We start from the raw sequence: 16019 nt of genomic DNA, 5'->3' as shown, positions 1-16019 counted from the left end.
CTCAGGCGGCGAGCAGGGTCCGGCGGTACCAGTCGGCCGACTCCGCGAACCCGGCCCCGAAACCGGGGCCGGGCGCCAGACGCAGATCGCGCCAGAGCGGGACACCGTCGAACCAGTGGTCGGTCCTCAGCAGGTCGAGCGCGTGCAACGACCGGTCGTCCGCCGCCAGGTGCGCCCGCGCCTGGGAGACGGAGAGGTCCCGCCGCGGCCAGGGGAGCGAGGCGCACGCGGCGACCGCGCGCAGCAGCGTCCGCGCGCGGACGGGCTCCGGGTGGGTCGCGTGGTACGCCGTGGACGTCAGACCGGCCGCGGGCGCGAGGCCGGCACCGACCACGAGGCGGGCGAGGTCCCGCGCCGAGACCAGCGAGACACGGGCGGTCCAGCCCTCCACCGTGCCGGGCAGCGCGCGCAGGAGCCGGGCGATACCCGGGACGACCCATCTGTCCCCCGGCCCGTGCACCAGATGGGGACGCAGGACGACCCCGCCGGCTCCGAGAACGGCGTCCTCGGCCGCGACCCGGCTCGCCGATGTGGGCGAACCCGGGCTCCTGAGGAGTTGCCCGGGGGCGGCGTCCCGGAAGGTGCCCCGGCCGTAGACGGACGCCGTGCTCACGTACACGATGCGGGACACCCCGGAGCGACGGGCCTCGGCGACCAGGTTCCGCGTGCCCCGGGCGTTGACGGCCTCGTTGCCGCCGGGTTCCGAGCCGATGTACGACGCGCAGTGCAGCACGACGTCCACCCCCTCGCACACGCCCCGCAGCGAGCCCGGGTCGGTGAGGTCGGCCGGCACGATCCGGTGCCCCCTCCCGGCGGCGGCCACCGGACGGCTGTGCGACAGCAGGGCGAGGGCCGCGCCCCGCCGCGCGGCCTCATGGACCACGTGACCGCCCACGAAGCCCGCGGCGCCGGTGATCAGAACGGTGGGCACGCCGGGCCTCTCCCTCCGCGCGTCGGGTCTCTCCCCACGACGGTGCGGGTCAGGCGGCCGGGCAACGCAGGGTCAGGTCCGCGGCGAAGACCTGCTCTCCCTCCTGGATGCCGCTCACACGGACCCGCAGGTTGCCGGCGGCGTCGAGGTCGCCGGCCCGGGCCTCGATCCAGCACGGGGCGTCGAGTTCGGCGTAGCGCGTGAACTCGGTGTCCAGGGCGACGAGAAGGGCCCCGGGCTGCCCCGTCGCGGCACGGGCGGCCTGCCGGGCGGCCTCGATCAGGACCATGCCGGGGACGTGGTCCACCGGGTGGTCGAAGAAGCAGGGGTGCCCGGTGTCGACCCGCAGCTCCCACCGGTTCTCACCGGGCACGGCACGGTCGGCGAGCACCACGTGGTCCGGGTCGGTGCGGCCCACCTCGGCCGGGTCGGCCGGCGCCGGGACGTCACGGAAGGTGCGGGTGGGCCGCTCACCGCGCAGCCGTCGGTAGGCGGCCGGGCTGGTGCAGCTGTAGCTGGCGCCACCGGTGGCGACGGTCAGGTCGCCGCGCCGGACGCAGACCTCGTAGCGCATGCCGGCGATGGTCCTGCCCCGGCGGACGAGTTCACGGCACACCGCGTGGAGTTCCACCTCGGTCGGGACGGGTTCCACCTCGAACGCCGAGGCGGCGGCGGTGAAGGACATGTCCCGCATCAGGAACTGGTGGCCGAAGGGGACCGCGTACTCGGCGTGGGCCAGCAGACTTCCGATCTGGCGTATCGACTCGACCATCAGCAGCGGGTCCTGGTAGCCGCCCACCGGGGCGAAGAGGGCGTGGTTGCGCGGCCACTGGGCCCGCACCACGAAGGCGTCGGATTCGCCCGAGTCGGTCTTCTCGGCCGCCCAGCCGGTGAGGAACACCTCCGCCACGGAGGCGCGGTGGACGAACTCGCGCGGAACGGTGGTGGTGAGAAGCGGTTCCTGGGCCGGAGCGCGGTCGGTCGCGGTAGTTCGGGCCGTGGTCAGCATGCGGAGTCCTGCTCTGCTCATGGACAGGGGCCAACCAGACGTGCGCCCCTCCCCCCCGTCCCCCAACGGAAGGCGCACGCCTCGAACATACAGACAGGTCGGCTTGATTCTAAAGTAAAAGATCTACCAAGCAGGGTCGGCCTCGGCTGGTTAACACGATGGCCATACGCGCCTAACGCGCCAGTCACCGCACAGATCAGGACTGCCGAAGGGGAGTTGGGGCGGATATGCCCCTCTCCTCACCCGTGAGGGTCTTCCCTGACGGGTTCTTGACGGGGCGGCACCTCGACCATGCCGTTGATGAATCGCGTTGACAAACAGACAACTGCGCCTGGTACCGTGACGGTCAACAGTTCGAAGTTGCGCCCTTGGGGGAAGGAGCGTGCAGGTGAATCGGCAGGTCATGGATCTGGCGCCACCACACAGCGGGTCAGGGCACCCGCCGGCGGGCGGACAGGCGTTGCAGGTGCTCGTCGTCGAGAACGACGCCCCGGCCGCTGAGGACCTGACGCAGGAGCTGCGCAGGAACGGATATCTGGCCACCAGCGTGTCCACCGGTGCCGAGGCACTGCAGGCCCACAGCGGTGTCGACATGGTCCTGCTGGACCTCGACCTCCCCGACCTCGACGGCCTCGAAGTGTGCCGGCGGATCCGGGTGGTCGGTAACGTGCCGATCATCTCCATGACCTCACGCGGCGCCGAACTCGACTGCGTGCTCGGGCTGCAGGCCGGCGCCGACGACTACATCACCAAGCCCTACGGCCTGCGGGAACTGCTCGCCCGGATGGAAGCGGTGCTGCGCCGGGTCCGTCCGCACACACCGCAGGCGCAGGTCGTCACGCACGGTCCGCTGCGGATCGACGCGGCGGCGCGTGAACTGCTCCTGGACGGACGGCGGGTGGACCTCACGCCCAAGGAGTTCGACCTGCTGTACCAGCTCGCCTCGCAGCCGGGCACCACCCTCTCCCGCCGTCAGCTGCTGAGCCGGGTGTGGGACGACGAGTGGTCGCAGAGCAGCCGCACCATCGACACGCACGTCAGCAGCCTCCGGAGCAAGCTGGGATCGAGCCGCTGGATCGTCACGGTGCGCGGCGTCGGTTTCCGGATCGGGCATGTGTGATCCAGGAGGCCGCCGGCACCGATTCCGGCCACGACTTCGGCACCGATTCCGGTACCGATTCCGGCACCGATTCCGGCAAATGAGGACACCGCGCCGGTGGAATAATGGCGCAGGCACGTTTGTATTTCTTTGAACCTGAGATGCGAGGATCCACGGATGGCCCAACAGGAGCGAGGCATCAGGTCCAGACGCTCAATCCTGGAGGCCGCAGCGGTGGTGTTCGGCGAGCGCGGATACGACGCGGCGAGCACGAACGAGATCCTCGCCAGAGCCGGTCTCACCCGCGGCGCGCTGTACCACCACTTTCCCTCGAAGGAAGCCATCGCCGCGGCGCTTGCGCAGGCGCACGGCGAGGCCCTGGTGGTGCCGGACCCGGACCAGCCGGTGAAGCTCCAGTCGGTCATCGACCTCACCCTGGCCTTCTCGCTCCGGCTCCAGACGGACATGGTGCTGCGGGCCAGTGTGCGGCTGGCCGTGGAACGGTCGTCCTTCTCGATGTCGTCGCAGACTCCGTACAACCAGTCGATCACGCTGGTGGAGGATCTCCTGTGCCAGGCGGACAAGCAGGGCGAACTGCTGCCGGGAACCGATCTGTCGGAGGTGGCGTCGACCATCGTCGGTGCGTACACCGGCCTGCAGGTGATGTCGGAGGTCTACAGCAGCCGACAGGACCTGCCCGCCCGGATCTCCGCGCTGTGGCGGCTCCTGCTGCCCGGACTCGCGGCGCCGGGCATGCTGCCGCGCCTGCGGACGAGTCTGCCGCCCGAGCCACCGGGTGAGTGATCGTCAAAAGAAATCGGGGCCGAGAGCCAAGTAGCTCTCGGCCCCGATTTTTATTTTGCCGAAAATTGGTCTCCGCGGCCCCGCCGGCCAGCGTCTTTTAACTTCCCTGACATTCCCTGACAGACGTTTACAGAGGTTTACAGTGCCTCACAGAGGCCTGTACAACCCTGTATCGGAATGTGTTGAAACGGGTTCGGGCGAACGGAAAGAATTAATTTCCACTCGCGATCGAGGATTCCTCCGCGCCCAAAGGCGAGCGTGCGATGTTACCGCCCAGAAGAACCCGAGAGGCGATGCTTGTGTCCCGCTCTCTGTCCGCTGCTCCTTCTCCCGCCCATTCCCCGCTGGCCACTGCCGCACGACCCGCGCTCGTCGAGGACGTCCTCAGCACCAAGGACCGCATCCGCGTGGCCGGGTTCTTCCCCGGCCTGGGCAGCCGGGCCTTCTACCGCAGCCTCGGCCGGCTGCTCCTCGACTCCGGCATCCCGCAGGTCACCCACATCTACCGGGAAGCCGCCCGCGCCCTCGGCTTCCCCGGCCGTCCCGACCTGCTCCTCCTGGACCCGGAGAACCTCCCTGAGGGCAAGATGGAACGCCAGGGCTTCATCGGGGCGTCCCTGCTGGTGCACAGCCTCGCCCTGGACGCCTACCTCCGCGACCGGATCGCGAAGAACGGCACCCCGGTCGACGTCATCGCCTACACCGGCGAGAGCTTCGGCGTCCTGACGGCCGCGGTGGCGAGCGGCTCCCTCTCCGTCTTCGACGGCACCAAGATCGCCCAGCTGTTCACGCCGCTGATGCTCCAGGCCGCCGGCGCGCAGAGCACGGACGAGGCCTTCGCCCGGGACATCGCCTCCTACCTGGACGAGTCCGTACGGCAGGTGCCCCTGGTCGGGGAGCCGTACCACGTGGTCGCCGTGAAGGCGCCGAGCCCGGACGCCCTCGCGGTGGTCCTGGACCGGCTGCGCGAGGCCTTCCCGCTCACGGACGTCGAACTGCACAAGACGTACGCGCCGACGCAGGCGAACCTCTACGTCCGCGCCGGGGCCAAGCCCGCGTTCGACGCGTTCGTCGCTCCCCTCGCCGACGCGACCACCTGGGAGCTGAAGGAACCGACCGTCTTCCTCGCCCACTCCGCGCGGATGCGCCCCGCCCGGGAGGGCATGGAGAGGTTCTTCGTCACCCATCGGATCCGCTTCGGCAGTCCGCGCGTCCCCGTGGTGTCGAACCACGACATGTCCCTGCTGACCACCGCGGACGCCGTCCGCGAGGGCGTCCTGGCCATGACGGACCGGGTCATGGCCTCCCGCGACACCTGCGAGAGCCTGAACAGCCTCGACGTGGACGTCGTGCTGGAGCTGGGGCTGGGAGCGAAGTCCGTCAAGCTGCTGCAGGACAACGACGTCGCCGCCCCCGTCATGGCCTACACCGGAAGCCACGAGGACACCGCCACCTTCCTGCGCGCGGTCAACGCGGTCAGCGCCCTGATGTCCCGGCTGGAGGAGCTGTACGGCTCGGAGCAGGAGCTGACGCGCGAGGACCACCACCTCCTGCACGAGCTGTTCCGCCTCGCCGCCGAGAACACCTTCTGCGACGACTACTTCTCCCGCACCCTCGGGCGCGTCATCACCGCGGAGATGCTGCGTCCCGACCGGGAGGGCTCGCCCACGTTCTACCGGTTCCTGGAGATCTTCCAGCACACCCGCGCCCACCGCGAGCACATCGCCGTCGACCAGGGCGAACTGGTCGTCAGGGCACGCACGAAGAAGAGGATCACCGCGGGGGACTCCACGCAGCTGGGCAAGGCCTACGCGGAACTCACCGTCCGGGACGCGACCGGCGCCACCCGCACGCGGACCCTGCACACCACGCGTCCGGAGGTCGTCGTCTTCCACTTCGGCGGACCGGCCGGCCTCGACGACGAGGCGCCGGCCCGCAGGACGCGCCTGCTGCTCGACACCCAGCCGACGGCGTACGAGATCCACGACCGGATGCTCGGAGGCCTGCGCCTCGACGGTGACCTCCACCCGGCGGGACAGCGCATCGTCTACCAGTACCTGCTGTTCCACACGCTCGCCCAGCACCGTCCCGCCCTGTTCGCGCAGAGCGACCACTACCTCGAAGGCGACGACGTCCCCGGCTGGCTGGCCGCCCTGGCGGTCTCCGGGGCCGTCTCCCTGGCCGACGCGGTCACCCTGAGCGCCGAGCAGGCGCGCGGGGACGTGACGGACCGGATCCTGAACAGCCTCACCGCGGCCGGGATCCCCGTCGTCTCCCCCGAGGGTGTGCCGATCCAGTCCCGCAAGGACCTGGAGGACGCCACCCGCGCCGTGCTCGCAGGCGGCGCCCTCGACAGCCGGGTACGGCGGATCCACCTGAACGGCAACTGCCAGATCGTCGCCCTCGGCTCGCAGCCGGCCGCGACCGACGTGGACGCCGGGCCGTACGCGACCCACATCGTCGCCGTCTCCGAGCCGGCCGAGGTCTGGAAGAAGCGCGTCAACCCCGCCCTCGACGAGGTCGAGTACGCCTGTGTCCTCGCCCTGACCGAGGAGAACGAGCGGGTCCTGGCCAGCGCGCGCAGCCGCCGGGTCCTCTCCAGCACGGTCTGCGCCTACATCAACAGCGACGAGACGATCGTCGGCTTCGGCCAGGGCGGAAGCGAGTCCATGACCGTCTTCGTCCGGAAGGAGGGGGAGGAGCACATCACCGTCCGCAAGGTCCTCAGCGAGGCGCTGACGACCGCCCGGTGGAACCCGGACGGACACGGCGTGATGCTCCCGCCGTTCACCAAGGCCAGGAAGCAGGCCGAGTTCCTGCAGTCCCTGCCCGAACCGGTGCGCGGCTACTTCCCGGAGGTGTTCTCCGTCCTGGAGCGGGAGACCCCCGTCCCGGCCCATCTGCGGTCCGGCGACCGCACGGTCGACCGCGAGGTCATCTACGAGATGAGCTACGTCGCCGGCGAGGAGGTCAGCCGCTACGTCGAGAAGCACACCCCGCCGCCCGCCGTGGTCGCCCGGCTCTACGAGCAGATCATCCGGGTGCTCAACGACGAGGTGCACAGCATAGGCCGCGTGCCGGCACCGGGCGCCACGCTCGACACCTCCTACTTCAGGAAGATCGAGGACCGCCTGGACCTGTGCCGCCGCACGGCACCGCGCACCTTCTGCGCACACCTGCTGGACACCGACCGGATCGTCATCAACGGCGTCTCCTACCTCAACCACAAGGCTCTGCTGAAGCGGTTCCGTGACACCCCGGAGTTCGCGGAGATCCTCGAACCGGCCTTCCACTCCCTCGTGATGGGCGACACGAACACCGAGAACATCAAGATCTCCGACAGCGAACCGCTGCGGCACGCCCAGCGGCTGATCGAGACCGGGGCGCCGCAGGAGGAGATCGACGCGGCACTGGCGGCCATCACCCCCGCCACGCTGGGCATCAGGTTCCTCGATCCCCGGGCCATCGGCTTCAAGAGCGAGGGCAAGGACACCCGCGACGACGCGATGTACGACAACAAGCCCTGGCACAACTCCATCGGCCACTACGACGAGATCCACTTCGAGCAGTTCGCCATGAGCGTCGATGTCGCGGAGGGCCGGACGCCCAGCGTCGACATCGCGTTCCGGAGCGGCAACCCGTACCAGAAGGCGTACCGGGTACGGGACGTGATCGCGAACGGGGGCGGCGTCGACAGCGAGTCCCCCCAGGGCATGGAGGACTACTTCGCCCCGGTCATGACGGCCGCGCTGGGGCTGGACGACCCCGACTCGCCCTACCTGAAGGACGACCCGTACTGGCTGGTCCGGTTCGTGTTCATGATGGGCCAGCACTTCACGGCGATGCCCCCCTTCCATTTCCAGAAGGAGCTGGACGGCACGCTCGTGGACACCTACCAGACGCAGCGTCGTCCGGTCGCCATCTACTGCGAGGGCATCAAGTGGCTGAACTGGTCACTGCAGATGCTGGAAGGAAACAGGACCGAGTTCCTGGGCCTCCCGGTACCCCCGCTGCCCTACCTGGACAACTGAGGGCACGCCTGGTTCCCGACGAAAAAGCCTGCCTGGCCCAGACGTACGACCGTCCCTACTGGAGGACTGAATTCATGAACTCTGTTCCGCGCTCCCTCCCCATCTCCGGACTGGACGACATGTCCAACGAGTCCCGGATGATCGCGACCCCGTGGAGCCGCATGCTCCGCGGCATCGGCCTCGGCCAGTACCCCATCGACTACGACCCGGCGATCGCCGGCCACCTCCGTGACACCTTCGACCAGTTGGCGAAGAAGGTGTCGCCGTCCGACGGCTACACCCTGTTCTGCCGCGAGATGACCGACTTCACGCTGCGGGCCGTCGAGCCCGGCCGCGACCGCGCCTGGATAGAACCGGCCGTGGGGCCGCTGCTGGAAGCCGTCCGGTCCGTGGCCAACCCCTACTACCGGGCCATGGCCGGCAGCATCCTCCTGGACGCCTTCGCCAAGCTGGGCCTCGACCTGTCGCTGCTGGTCAACGACGAACGGGACGTCCCGGCCGAGGTGCTCGGCATGCTCGACGAGATCGCTCCGGACGCCATCCCGGACGAGAACCAGGGACGGCACGGGGAGTACGAGCGGGTGTCCGCCAGCGCCTCGGTCTTCCTCGCCCTGGGGCAGCTGGGCCTGCAGGACCGCCTGGTCACCGCCGAGCGGAACCACGTCGTCGAGGCGCTGAACCTGCTGGACCGCATCCCGATCCCCTACTTCTGCGGGCGAGCGGGCGGAATGCTGATGTCCGTGATCGCGCTGATCGGCCACACCGAGCACATCTTCGACGGTGAGCGCGACTACATGCAGGAAGTCCTCGCCTACCTGACGCGGGCCGACGAGGTGGGCAACTGGCCGGCCTTCCCCAACCCCATGCCGAAGCCGTGGCTGAAGGTCTACCCGCTGCTGACGATGCTCAACGCCGTCGCCATGTGCGGCAGGGCGGAGTACCTGACCCGGCCGATCGACGCCCTGGCCGAGGCCAGGGACCTGATGGGCCAGATCCCCTGGACCACCCGGGTCCACATGGCCCAGTACTACGTCATCGCCCTGCACAACCTGGGACGCCTGGCGGACGAACTGCCCGACCTGGACACCTTCATGAAGGACGTCACGGCGGTCCTGGACATCGTCGACCCCGGGGAGAACTTCTCCCCCCGCGGCAACGCCTACCCCTACATCATCGAGCTGTCGATGATGACCGGCCGGATGGACCTGATCCCGGACGAGGCGCTGGTGCGCATGGCCGACTCGTTCCCCGATCTGGACCGCACCGGCGAGTGGACGAACGCCATCGACGACAACCGGGCGAACCGCGCGTTCCCGGTCAGCTACGTGCTCAACGTCCTCGGTGAGATCGGCGCCGCGGAGCAGCTGATGTTCACTCCGCGGGACCGCTACGAGGGCCGCTCGGCCATCGCCTGGATGGTCGAGAACATCTCCGAAGGCGCCAGGGAAGAGGGCGACCGCATCTCGATGCTCGACCACGCCCTGGTCAGCTACGCCCTGCGGATGCGTGGTGCCGACACGGAGGAGACCGAGCTGTTCAAGAACTTCGAGTTCCCCTTCTCGAAGTGACGGAGAACCCGTGAGCCGAGCACCGGGACGCACGCGGCCGGCTGTCCTTCGGGCACGGCATCCCTTTCTGCCCGGGCGCACCCCGGGGCGCACGCAGTGAAAAGTCCGGCCAGTCCTTTATCGGTGCGGCGAGGAACGGGGGAGTTCATGCCTGTGGCATGTGGGGCGCACGGCGGGTCGTGTCTGCGGAAGACGCACACGCGTGAGCGCACACCGGTGACCGCGTCGGACGTGAAGCGGACGCCACAGCGGGCCGTGGCGGAACTGCGCGAGCTGGGAAGCCACCTGGCGCGCGACGGGGAACGCCTGCTGGGCGCCGACGCGGTGCGGGCCCGGCTGACCGCGCTCAGCAGGCGGGCGGAGAGGGAATGGCTGGCCCTGGGGCCGGGCAGCGCCGGGCTGCGCCGGGGAACGCTCCAGGACGCGGCGCCCTTGGAGGCGTACGTCCTTCAGCGCGGCGTGGCCCTGCGGTCCATCTACCGGGAGAGCTTCCGCAACGAGCCGGCGCTGCTGCGGTGCGCGCGCGACCTCGCCCTGCTGGGGGGCGAGACCCGGACCGTGCCCGTCGTCCCCACCCCCGTCGTCATCGTGGACAAGGAGGTGGGGCTCCTCCCGCTCGACCCGAGCGACCCGCTCGGCGGCGCGGTGGAGGTGCGCGATGCCGGCACGGTGCGCGTCCTGCACCTGATGTTCGAGCAGCTCTGGACGGCCGCGACCCCCTGGAAGGCGCCCGGCGGGCACGAGGGGGACAGCCGCCGCGGTCGCGACCACGCGCTGCTGCTGCTGTTGTGCGAGGGGCACACCGACGAGTCGATCAGCCGCAGGCTCGGTGTCTCGCTGCGCACGGTACGCCGGCTCGTGGCCGACCTGATGCAGCGGCTCGACGCGCGCAGCAGATTCCAGGCGGGCGTCCAGGCAGCCCGGCGCGGCTGGCTCTGAACGCCTTTCCGCGCAAACGAATTTCATCGCTGCCGGCCGTTCTGGCACCAAGGTGCCATTCCCCTTCTGCGTAACGGCGCAGCACGCGATGATTGCAGGACCGACATTCGGTGACGGAAATAATTCGAGGAGAATGATGAGCTCGGTACAGGAACGTCGTGCGGAGATCAAGGAAATCGTCTGCGACATTCTGGAAATCGATCCGGACGACGTCAAGGATTCCTCTCTCTTCAAGGAGGAATACGGTGCGGACTCGCTGCGTTCGATCGAGGTTCTCGCCGCACTGGAGAAGAACTTCGGGGTCGAGATCGACCAGGCGGAGCTCGCCCGGATGGTGAATCTCGAAGGGGTGTACAGCGTCGTCGAGGACGCGGCCAAGTAGCCGGCCGGCCACTACGGGAGGCAGGACAGCAGCATGGAGGACTCCACGAGCCACCGCGTGGTCATCACCGGTACGGGAGTCGTGTCGAGCATCGGCGTGGGCACCGCCGACTTCCTGGCGGGACTGCGCTCGGGCCGCAGCGAGGTCAGGCCCATCAGCGCTTTCGACACGACGGGTTTCGCCCAGGCCCTGGGATGCGAGGTCGTCGGCTTCGACCCCTCCGAGTGGATCCGTGAGACCGACCTGGACACCCTCGGCAGGGCGAGCCAGTTCTCGGTGTCGGCCGCCCGGATGGCCCTCGACGACGCCGGGCTGACACCCGGCGAACTGGGCCTGCGCGACACCCTGGTCACCGTCGGCACCACCGACGGTGAGGCACGTGACCTCGATGCCCTCGTCGAGACGGAACTGCGGCAGGGCCCGGCCGCGATGGCGCCGCACGTCGCCGCCAGGATCCCCGCGGGACGCCTGTCGGCGGCGGTGGCCTACGAGCTCGGGCTGAGCAGGGTCGAGGCGGTCACCCTGCCCACCGCGTGCGCCGCGGGCAACTACGCCATCGGGTACGCCTTCGACGCCATCAGGGCCGGTGACGTCGACATCGCCCTGTGCGGCGGGGCCGACGCCATGTGCCGCAAGACGTTCACCGGCTTCTACCGCATCGGGACGATCGCACCGGAGCGCTGCCAGCCCTTCGACAAGAACCGCAAGGGCATCCTCACCGGTGAGGGCGCCGGGATGCTCGTCCTGGAGAGCCTCGAGTCCGCGCTCGCCCGCGGCGCACGCATCCATGCCGAGGTCCTGGGCGCCGGCCTCAACTGCGACGCCCACCATCCGGTCGCCCCGGACGAGGACAGCATCGCCGACTGCATGCGGCTCGCCCTGGCCGACGCGGGCGTCACACCCGCAGACGTGGACTTCATCTCCGCCCACGGCACGGGCACCAAGGCCAACGACGTCACCGAGGCCGCCGCGGTCCGGCGCGTCTACGGCGCGGACACCGCCCCGCCCACCATCTCGATGAAGTCGATGCTCGGTCACACCATGGGGGCGGCCAGCGCCCTCGCGTCCATCGGCTGCGTCCTCGCCATCACGGAGGGTTTCATCCCGCCCACCATCAACCACGTCGAGACCGACCCGGAATGCGGACTCGACTGCGTACCCAACGAGGCGGTCGACAGCCGGCCCCGCATCGTGCAGAACAACGGCCTGGCGTTCGGGGGCAACAACGCCGTCGTCGTCTTCGGCGCCTACCCCGAGGAGCGGCGATGACGTGGACCGAGGCACCCGTGGGCATGGTCGTCACCGGCATGGGAGCGGTCGCCGGCGTCGGCGACGACGTCGAGGAGATCTTCGAGGCGCTGTGCGCGGGCCGCAGCGGACGCGCCCCGCTGAAGGAGTTCGACAGCACACGCTTCCGCGCCCGGCACGCCTACGAGATCGATGACCGCGGGAGCGGGAAGGGCATGCCGCTGCGCGCCACCTCCTGGCTGCTGCGCGCCGTCGAGGAAGCCCTCGCCGACGCCGGTCTGAGGGACGACCTGGGATCGGTCCCGGTCCTCGTCGGCACGGGCCTGCGCGAACTGCGCTCCGTCGAGACGGCCTGGCAGAAGGGCCCGGGCGGCGAGGACTTCGACCTCGGCCGGCTGCACTTCGGCACCGCCCTGCGGGAGCGGTTCGGCGCCACCCGGACGTACACCCTCTCCAACGCCTGCTCCGCCTCGCTGCACACCCTGGCCATGGCACAGGACCTGATCGCCGCGGGCGAGGCGGACACCGTCGTGGTCGCCGGCGTCGACACCATCACCGCCAGCATGTTCGGGCTGCTCGACCGGGTCCAGATGACGGTCCCCGACCGGGTGCGCCCCTTCGACCGGGAACGGCGCGGCACCCTCATGGGCGACGGCGCCGCCGCGATCGTCCTGACCCGTCAGGACGGCAGCGCGGGTGAGCGGGCGCACGGCCTGCTGCGCGGCGTGGCCATGAACTGCGACGCCGGCCACCCCACCGCCCCGGACCCGCAGGGCATCTCGGCGGCCATCCGCTCGGCGCACGAACGGGCCGGGGTGAAACCCGACGACATCGACCTCGTCGTGCTGCACGGCACCGGCACCCTGCTCAACGACGAGGCCGAGACCACGGCCGTCGGCGAGGTGTTCGGACCGCACGCCTCCCACCCGCTGATGACGGCGCTGAAGGGCATGACCGGGCACACCTCCGGCGGCTCCGGCCTGCTCAGCCTGATCGTCGCCGCGCGGTCCCTGTCGACCGGCCGGGTCCCGCCCACCGTCGGCCTCGACCACCGCGTCCCGGGCGCCGAGCCGTTCCGCTTCGTCCTTCCGGGGCAGGCACGGCCCGCCGCGTCGCCGCTGCGGCTCGCGCAGATCAACGCGTTCGGATTCGGCGGGGTCAACGCCGTCGCCGTACTGGAAGGGATTGCCTGATGCCCGCACGTACCGCGGCCCTCGTCACCGGCGTGGGGCTCGCCCTGCCCGGTGTGGCCGCGGCGGCCGACCTGCTCGACGCGCGCCGCTCCACCGACCCGGTCGACCCCGCCGCCCGCCTCGGCCGCCGCGGCCTGCGCTACCAGGACCGCGCGACCCAGCTGGCCCTCACCGCCGCCCGCGACGCACTCGCCGACGCCGGGATCCTGCCCGCCGACGCCCAGCGCGCCGACGACGACACGCTGGCCGTCGACGGCACCCGCGTGGCGGTCGTCGCCAGTTCGAACCTGGGCAACCTCGACACCGTGTGCGAGACGTCCGCGGCCATCACCGAGGCGAGCACCGACGTCGTCAGTCCCATGGCGCTGCCCAACGCCTCCAGCAACGTCGTCGCCTCCGCGGTGGCCCAGCGGTTCTCCCTGCGGGGCCCCAACCTGATGCTGTGCAACGGGCCGACCTCCGGGCTCGACGCCGTGCACTGGGCGGCGGCCCTCATCCGTGCGGGACGCTGCCGGCACGCCCTGGTGGTCGGTGTCGAGCCGGCCAACGACGTCGTGGCACGGCTCACCGGCATCCCCCGGGGCGACCTGCTCGACGGAGCCGTGGCCCTGCTGGTGGAGGACCCGGCGGAGGCCGCCGCCCGCGGGGCGCGGCCGCTGGCGGAACTCGGCGACTACACCCGCGACGCCGACCTCACCGCGTGCCTGAGCGGCACGGACGGCGCGCAGCCCGGTGACTGGGGCGTCTGGTTCGCCGAGGACTCCCTCGCCGCAGCCGCCGACGTCCCGCTCGACGGTGCCCTGCGCAACGTCCCCCGGCACGCCCTCGGCGCCGTCCACGGGCAGGCCTCGGGTGCGCTCGGGGTGCTGCAGTGCGCCGCGGCGGTCGGCTGGTTCTCCTCGGGCGGCACGGCCCCGGCCCTGGTCACGGCCGGCGAGCACGAGGGTGACGCGGTCGCCACGCTGACGCTGCGTCCGGCCGAGGCGGCCCGTCGATGACGGACGTCCAGGGGGCGCCGGCGGCCACCGTGCTCGCCGAACCGCCCGTCACCGTGACGCTGGTGCGCGCGGCCACCGGACCGGACCCGCTGCGGGTCCTGCTCCTCCACGGGCTGTGCAGCGGCGCATCGGTGTGGGACCCGTACCTCGCACGGGCCGACGAGCGCTGTGAACTGTGGGCCGCCGAACTGCCCTGGCGGGGCGCGGGAGTCGAGGGCTGGACCGCCCGCCCCGTGGAGGACTGGGTCGAGGAGGCCGTGGCCATGATGCCGGGCCGTCCCGACGTCGTCGTCGCCCACTCCTTCGGCACCTGCGCCGCGCTCAGCTGGCTGGACAGCGCCCACGGCGACGACGCCCCGCGCGCCGTCGTCCTGGTCTCGCCGCTGTACCGGTCCGGCACCCAGAGCTTCGACTGGTCCTCGATCGAGTACTACCTGAACAATTTCCTCCAGATCCTCATCGAGGGCATGCGCGCCCGTTCGGGCCGACAGCTCTCCGAGGAGCGCCGGCAGGCCATCGCGTACAAGATCCGCGACTGCATCGGGCCCTACGGCTGGATGCGCTTCTTCGAGACCTACCTGCGCATGCCCCACGTGCGCACCGACCGACTGCGGATGCCGTTCCTCGTCATCGGCGGCGCCGAGGACCTCGTGGCCTTCCCCTCCGACGCCACGGCGTTCGGATCGGCCGTCGAGGACGCGTCCGTGCACATCCTCCCGGACACTTCGCACTTCCCGATGACGTCGGCACCCGAGACCTTCGCCGACCTGGTCAACGCATACCTGACAGAACGGAGCGCATCCCCGCGATGAGCACCCAGACCCTGGCCGTACGACTGAAGCGGCTCCTCGGCGACGAGACGACGGTCGCCCTGCGCCCCCGCTACGAGGGCTCCAACATCTGCACCTGGATCGGCTTCAAGCACGTCAACTACCTCGTGGAGGAGGCCGTCCTCGACCACTTCCGCACCGCCGAGCTGCCCGCCCGGGAGCTGTTCGAGGAGTACGGCCTCGGACTCGACCTCGTCGAGCTGGACACCCGGATCGCCCATGCGCTGCACATGGACGACCTGGTGGAGGCCACCGTCGCCCCGGCCACCAAGGACGACGACGACGCGCTGCGCTTCCGCGTCACGCTCACCGTCGTACGCGACGGCGAACGGCTGCGTGCCGCCACGTCCAAGGTGCGGGTGCTGCTGGTGCCCGACGAGTACCTCGACGCCGCCGCGCCGGCCGCCGAACTCGCCCGCTTCACCGCCCGCGCCCCCGAGCCCGAGCCGGCCGGCCCGGCGCCCGCACCGGTGGTCAACACCAGCCTCGCGGAGGGCCGCGGCACCAGCGCCGGCGACCCGGTGCTGGAGCAGCTGACCGCCGGGGAGAACGCGTTCGGATGGAAGTGGCGCATCCCCTACCCGTACTGCCACTTCACCGAGCGCATCCAGATGTCCGGATACCTGCGGCAGATGGAGGAGGTGGTCGACCTCTTCCTCGCCGACCGGGGGATCTCCATCAAGCAGCTCCTGGACGACCGCCGGTGGATCCCCGTCGTACCGCGCTCCTCCGTGCGGATCCTCGACCACGCCCTGATGGAGGAGGACCTGTACACCGTGTACACGGTCGAGGAGGTGTACAAGGAGCACACCTACACCTCCCGCATGGACTGCTACGTGGTCCGCGACGGGCAGCTCGTCAAGACCGCCACGGGCCACATCACCCACGGCTACGCCGTGATCGAGAACCGGCGTGACTGGAGCCTGGTCGGCTTCGACGAGCGGGTCCTGAAGGCGTTCCACGGCCGACCGGCAGTGGGCTGACCAC

The 16019-nt window shown here is 70.5% G+C and carries 13 protein-coding genes; 11 read left to right on the top strand and 2 right to left on the bottom strand.

The features are described from left to right. Position 1: 1 nt before the first annotated feature. Positions 2 to 931, bottom strand: coding sequence for an NAD-dependent epimerase/dehydratase family protein (locus IEZ20_RS09705; RefSeq protein ID WP_189296517.1), 930 nt, complete (start codon positions 929 to 931; stop codon positions 2 to 4). Between the two features lie 49 nt (positions 932 to 980). Further along, positions 981 to 1940, bottom strand: coding sequence for a ScbA/BarX family gamma-butyrolactone biosynthesis protein (locus tag IEZ20_RS09700; protein WP_189296515.1), 960 nt, complete (start codon positions 1938 to 1940; stop codon positions 981 to 983). Between the two features lie 388 nt (positions 1941 to 2328). On the opposite strand from IEZ20_RS09700, the gene IEZ20_RS09695 reads away from it, so the two are divergent. From IEZ20_RS09695 to IEZ20_RS09645, 11 genes are all read left to right on the top strand, one after another. Further along, complete coding sequence (locus tag IEZ20_RS09695; protein WP_308434653.1) at positions 2329 to 3060, top strand: response regulator transcription factor; 732 nt, start codon at positions 2329 to 2331, stop codon at positions 3058 to 3060. 156 nt (positions 3061 to 3216) lie between these two features. Beyond that, the gene (locus tag IEZ20_RS09690) at positions 3217 to 3843 is read left to right on the top strand and encodes a ScbR family autoregulator-binding transcription factor (RefSeq protein WP_189296513.1); all 627 of its coding nucleotides are present in this window, start codon (positions 3217 to 3219) and stop codon (positions 3841 to 3843) included. Positions 3844 to 4142: 299 nt separating this feature from the next. Continuing rightward, the gene (locus tag IEZ20_RS09685) at positions 4143 to 7874 is read left to right on the top strand and encodes an ACP S-malonyltransferase (RefSeq protein ID WP_229895992.1); all 3732 of its coding nucleotides are present in this window, start codon (positions 4143 to 4145) and stop codon (positions 7872 to 7874) included. Positions 7875 to 7948: 74 nt separating this feature from the next. Next, a complete protein-coding gene (locus IEZ20_RS09680; protein ID WP_189296511.1) occupies positions 7949 to 9442 on the top strand; it encodes a hypothetical protein in 1494 nt (497 codons plus the stop codon). A 231-nt stretch (positions 9443 to 9673) separates the two neighbouring features. Next, on the top strand, positions 9674 to 10381 hold the full coding sequence (locus IEZ20_RS09675) for a helix-turn-helix transcriptional regulator (RefSeq protein ID WP_189296509.1): 708 nt from the start codon (positions 9674 to 9676) through the stop codon (positions 10379 to 10381). Between the two features lie 133 nt (positions 10382 to 10514). Continuing rightward, positions 10515 to 10763: an acyl carrier protein gene (locus IEZ20_RS09670; protein ID WP_189296507.1), complete on the top strand. Its 249-nt coding sequence runs from the start codon at positions 10515 to 10517 to the stop codon at positions 10761 to 10763. A 33-nt stretch (positions 10764 to 10796) separates the two neighbouring features. Next, positions 10797 to 12032: a beta-ketoacyl-[acyl-carrier-protein] synthase family protein gene (locus tag IEZ20_RS09665; RefSeq protein ID WP_189296505.1), complete on the top strand. Its 1236-nt coding sequence runs from the start codon at positions 10797 to 10799 to the stop codon at positions 12030 to 12032. Further along, positions 12029 to 13204: a beta-ketoacyl-[acyl-carrier-protein] synthase family protein gene (locus tag IEZ20_RS09660; protein WP_229895991.1), complete on the top strand. Its 1176-nt coding sequence runs from the start codon at positions 12029 to 12031 to the stop codon at positions 13202 to 13204. Before IEZ20_RS09665 ends, IEZ20_RS09660 begins: the two co-directional genes overlap by 4 nt. Further along, complete coding sequence (locus IEZ20_RS09655) at positions 13204 to 14202, top strand: beta-ketoacyl synthase N-terminal-like domain-containing protein (RefSeq protein WP_189296503.1); 999 nt, start codon at positions 13204 to 13206, stop codon at positions 14200 to 14202. The genes IEZ20_RS09660 and IEZ20_RS09655 overlap by 1 nt, the downstream gene beginning before the upstream one ends. Next, positions 14199 to 15014 carry an alpha/beta fold hydrolase gene (locus IEZ20_RS09650; protein ID WP_189296502.1) on the top strand — a complete coding sequence of 272 codons (816 nt, stop codon included), beginning with the start codon at positions 14199 to 14201 and terminating at the stop codon, positions 15012 to 15014. Before IEZ20_RS09655 ends, IEZ20_RS09650 begins: the two co-directional genes overlap by 4 nt. Next, complete coding sequence (locus tag IEZ20_RS09645) at positions 15011 to 16015, top strand: acyl-CoA thioesterase family protein (RefSeq protein WP_189296500.1); 1005 nt, start codon at positions 15011 to 15013, stop codon at positions 16013 to 16015. Before IEZ20_RS09650 ends, IEZ20_RS09645 begins: the two co-directional genes overlap by 4 nt. Positions 16016 to 16019 lie beyond the last annotated feature (4 nt).

The organism is Streptomyces cinerochromogenes (assembly GCF_014648635.1).
In the GTDB taxonomy this organism is placed as follows: Bacteria; Actinomycetota; Actinomycetes; order Streptomycetales; family Streptomycetaceae; genus Streptomyces; species Streptomyces cinerochromogenes.
Note: the sequence above shows the minus strand (reverse complement) of the source record. Positions and strands in the feature narration are given on the sequence as shown.

Excerpts from the sequence above, each read along its gene's own strand:
- IEZ20_RS09650 (WP_189296502.1), top strand. The coding sequence starts at position 14,199 with ATGACGGACGTCCAGGGGGCGCCGGCGGCCACCGTGCTCGCCGAACCG.
- IEZ20_RS09690 (WP_189296513.1), top strand. The coding sequence starts at position 3,217 with ATGGCCCAACAGGAGCGAGGCATCAGGTCCAGACGCTCAATCCTGGAG.
- IEZ20_RS09670 (WP_189296507.1), top strand. The coding sequence starts at position 10,515 with ATGATGAGCTCGGTACAGGAACGTCGTGCGGAGATCAAGGAAATCGTC.
- IEZ20_RS09665 (WP_189296505.1), top strand. The coding sequence starts at position 10,797 with ATGGAGGACTCCACGAGCCACCGCGTGGTCATCACCGGTACGGGAGTC.
- IEZ20_RS09660 (WP_229895991.1), top strand. The coding sequence starts at position 12,029 with ATGACGTGGACCGAGGCACCCGTGGGCATGGTCGTCACCGGCATGGGA.
- IEZ20_RS09680 (WP_189296511.1), top strand. The coding sequence starts at position 7,949 with ATGAACTCTGTTCCGCGCTCCCTCCCCATCTCCGGACTGGACGACATG.
- IEZ20_RS09655 (WP_189296503.1), top strand. The coding sequence starts at position 13,204 with ATGCCCGCACGTACCGCGGCCCTCGTCACCGGCGTGGGGCTCGCCCTG.
- IEZ20_RS09700 (WP_189296515.1), bottom strand. The coding sequence starts at position 1,940 with ATGCTGACCACGGCCCGAACTACCGCGACCGACCGCGCTCCGGCCCAG.
- IEZ20_RS09645 (WP_189296500.1), top strand. The coding sequence starts at position 15,011 with ATGAGCACCCAGACCCTGGCCGTACGACTGAAGCGGCTCCTCGGCGAC.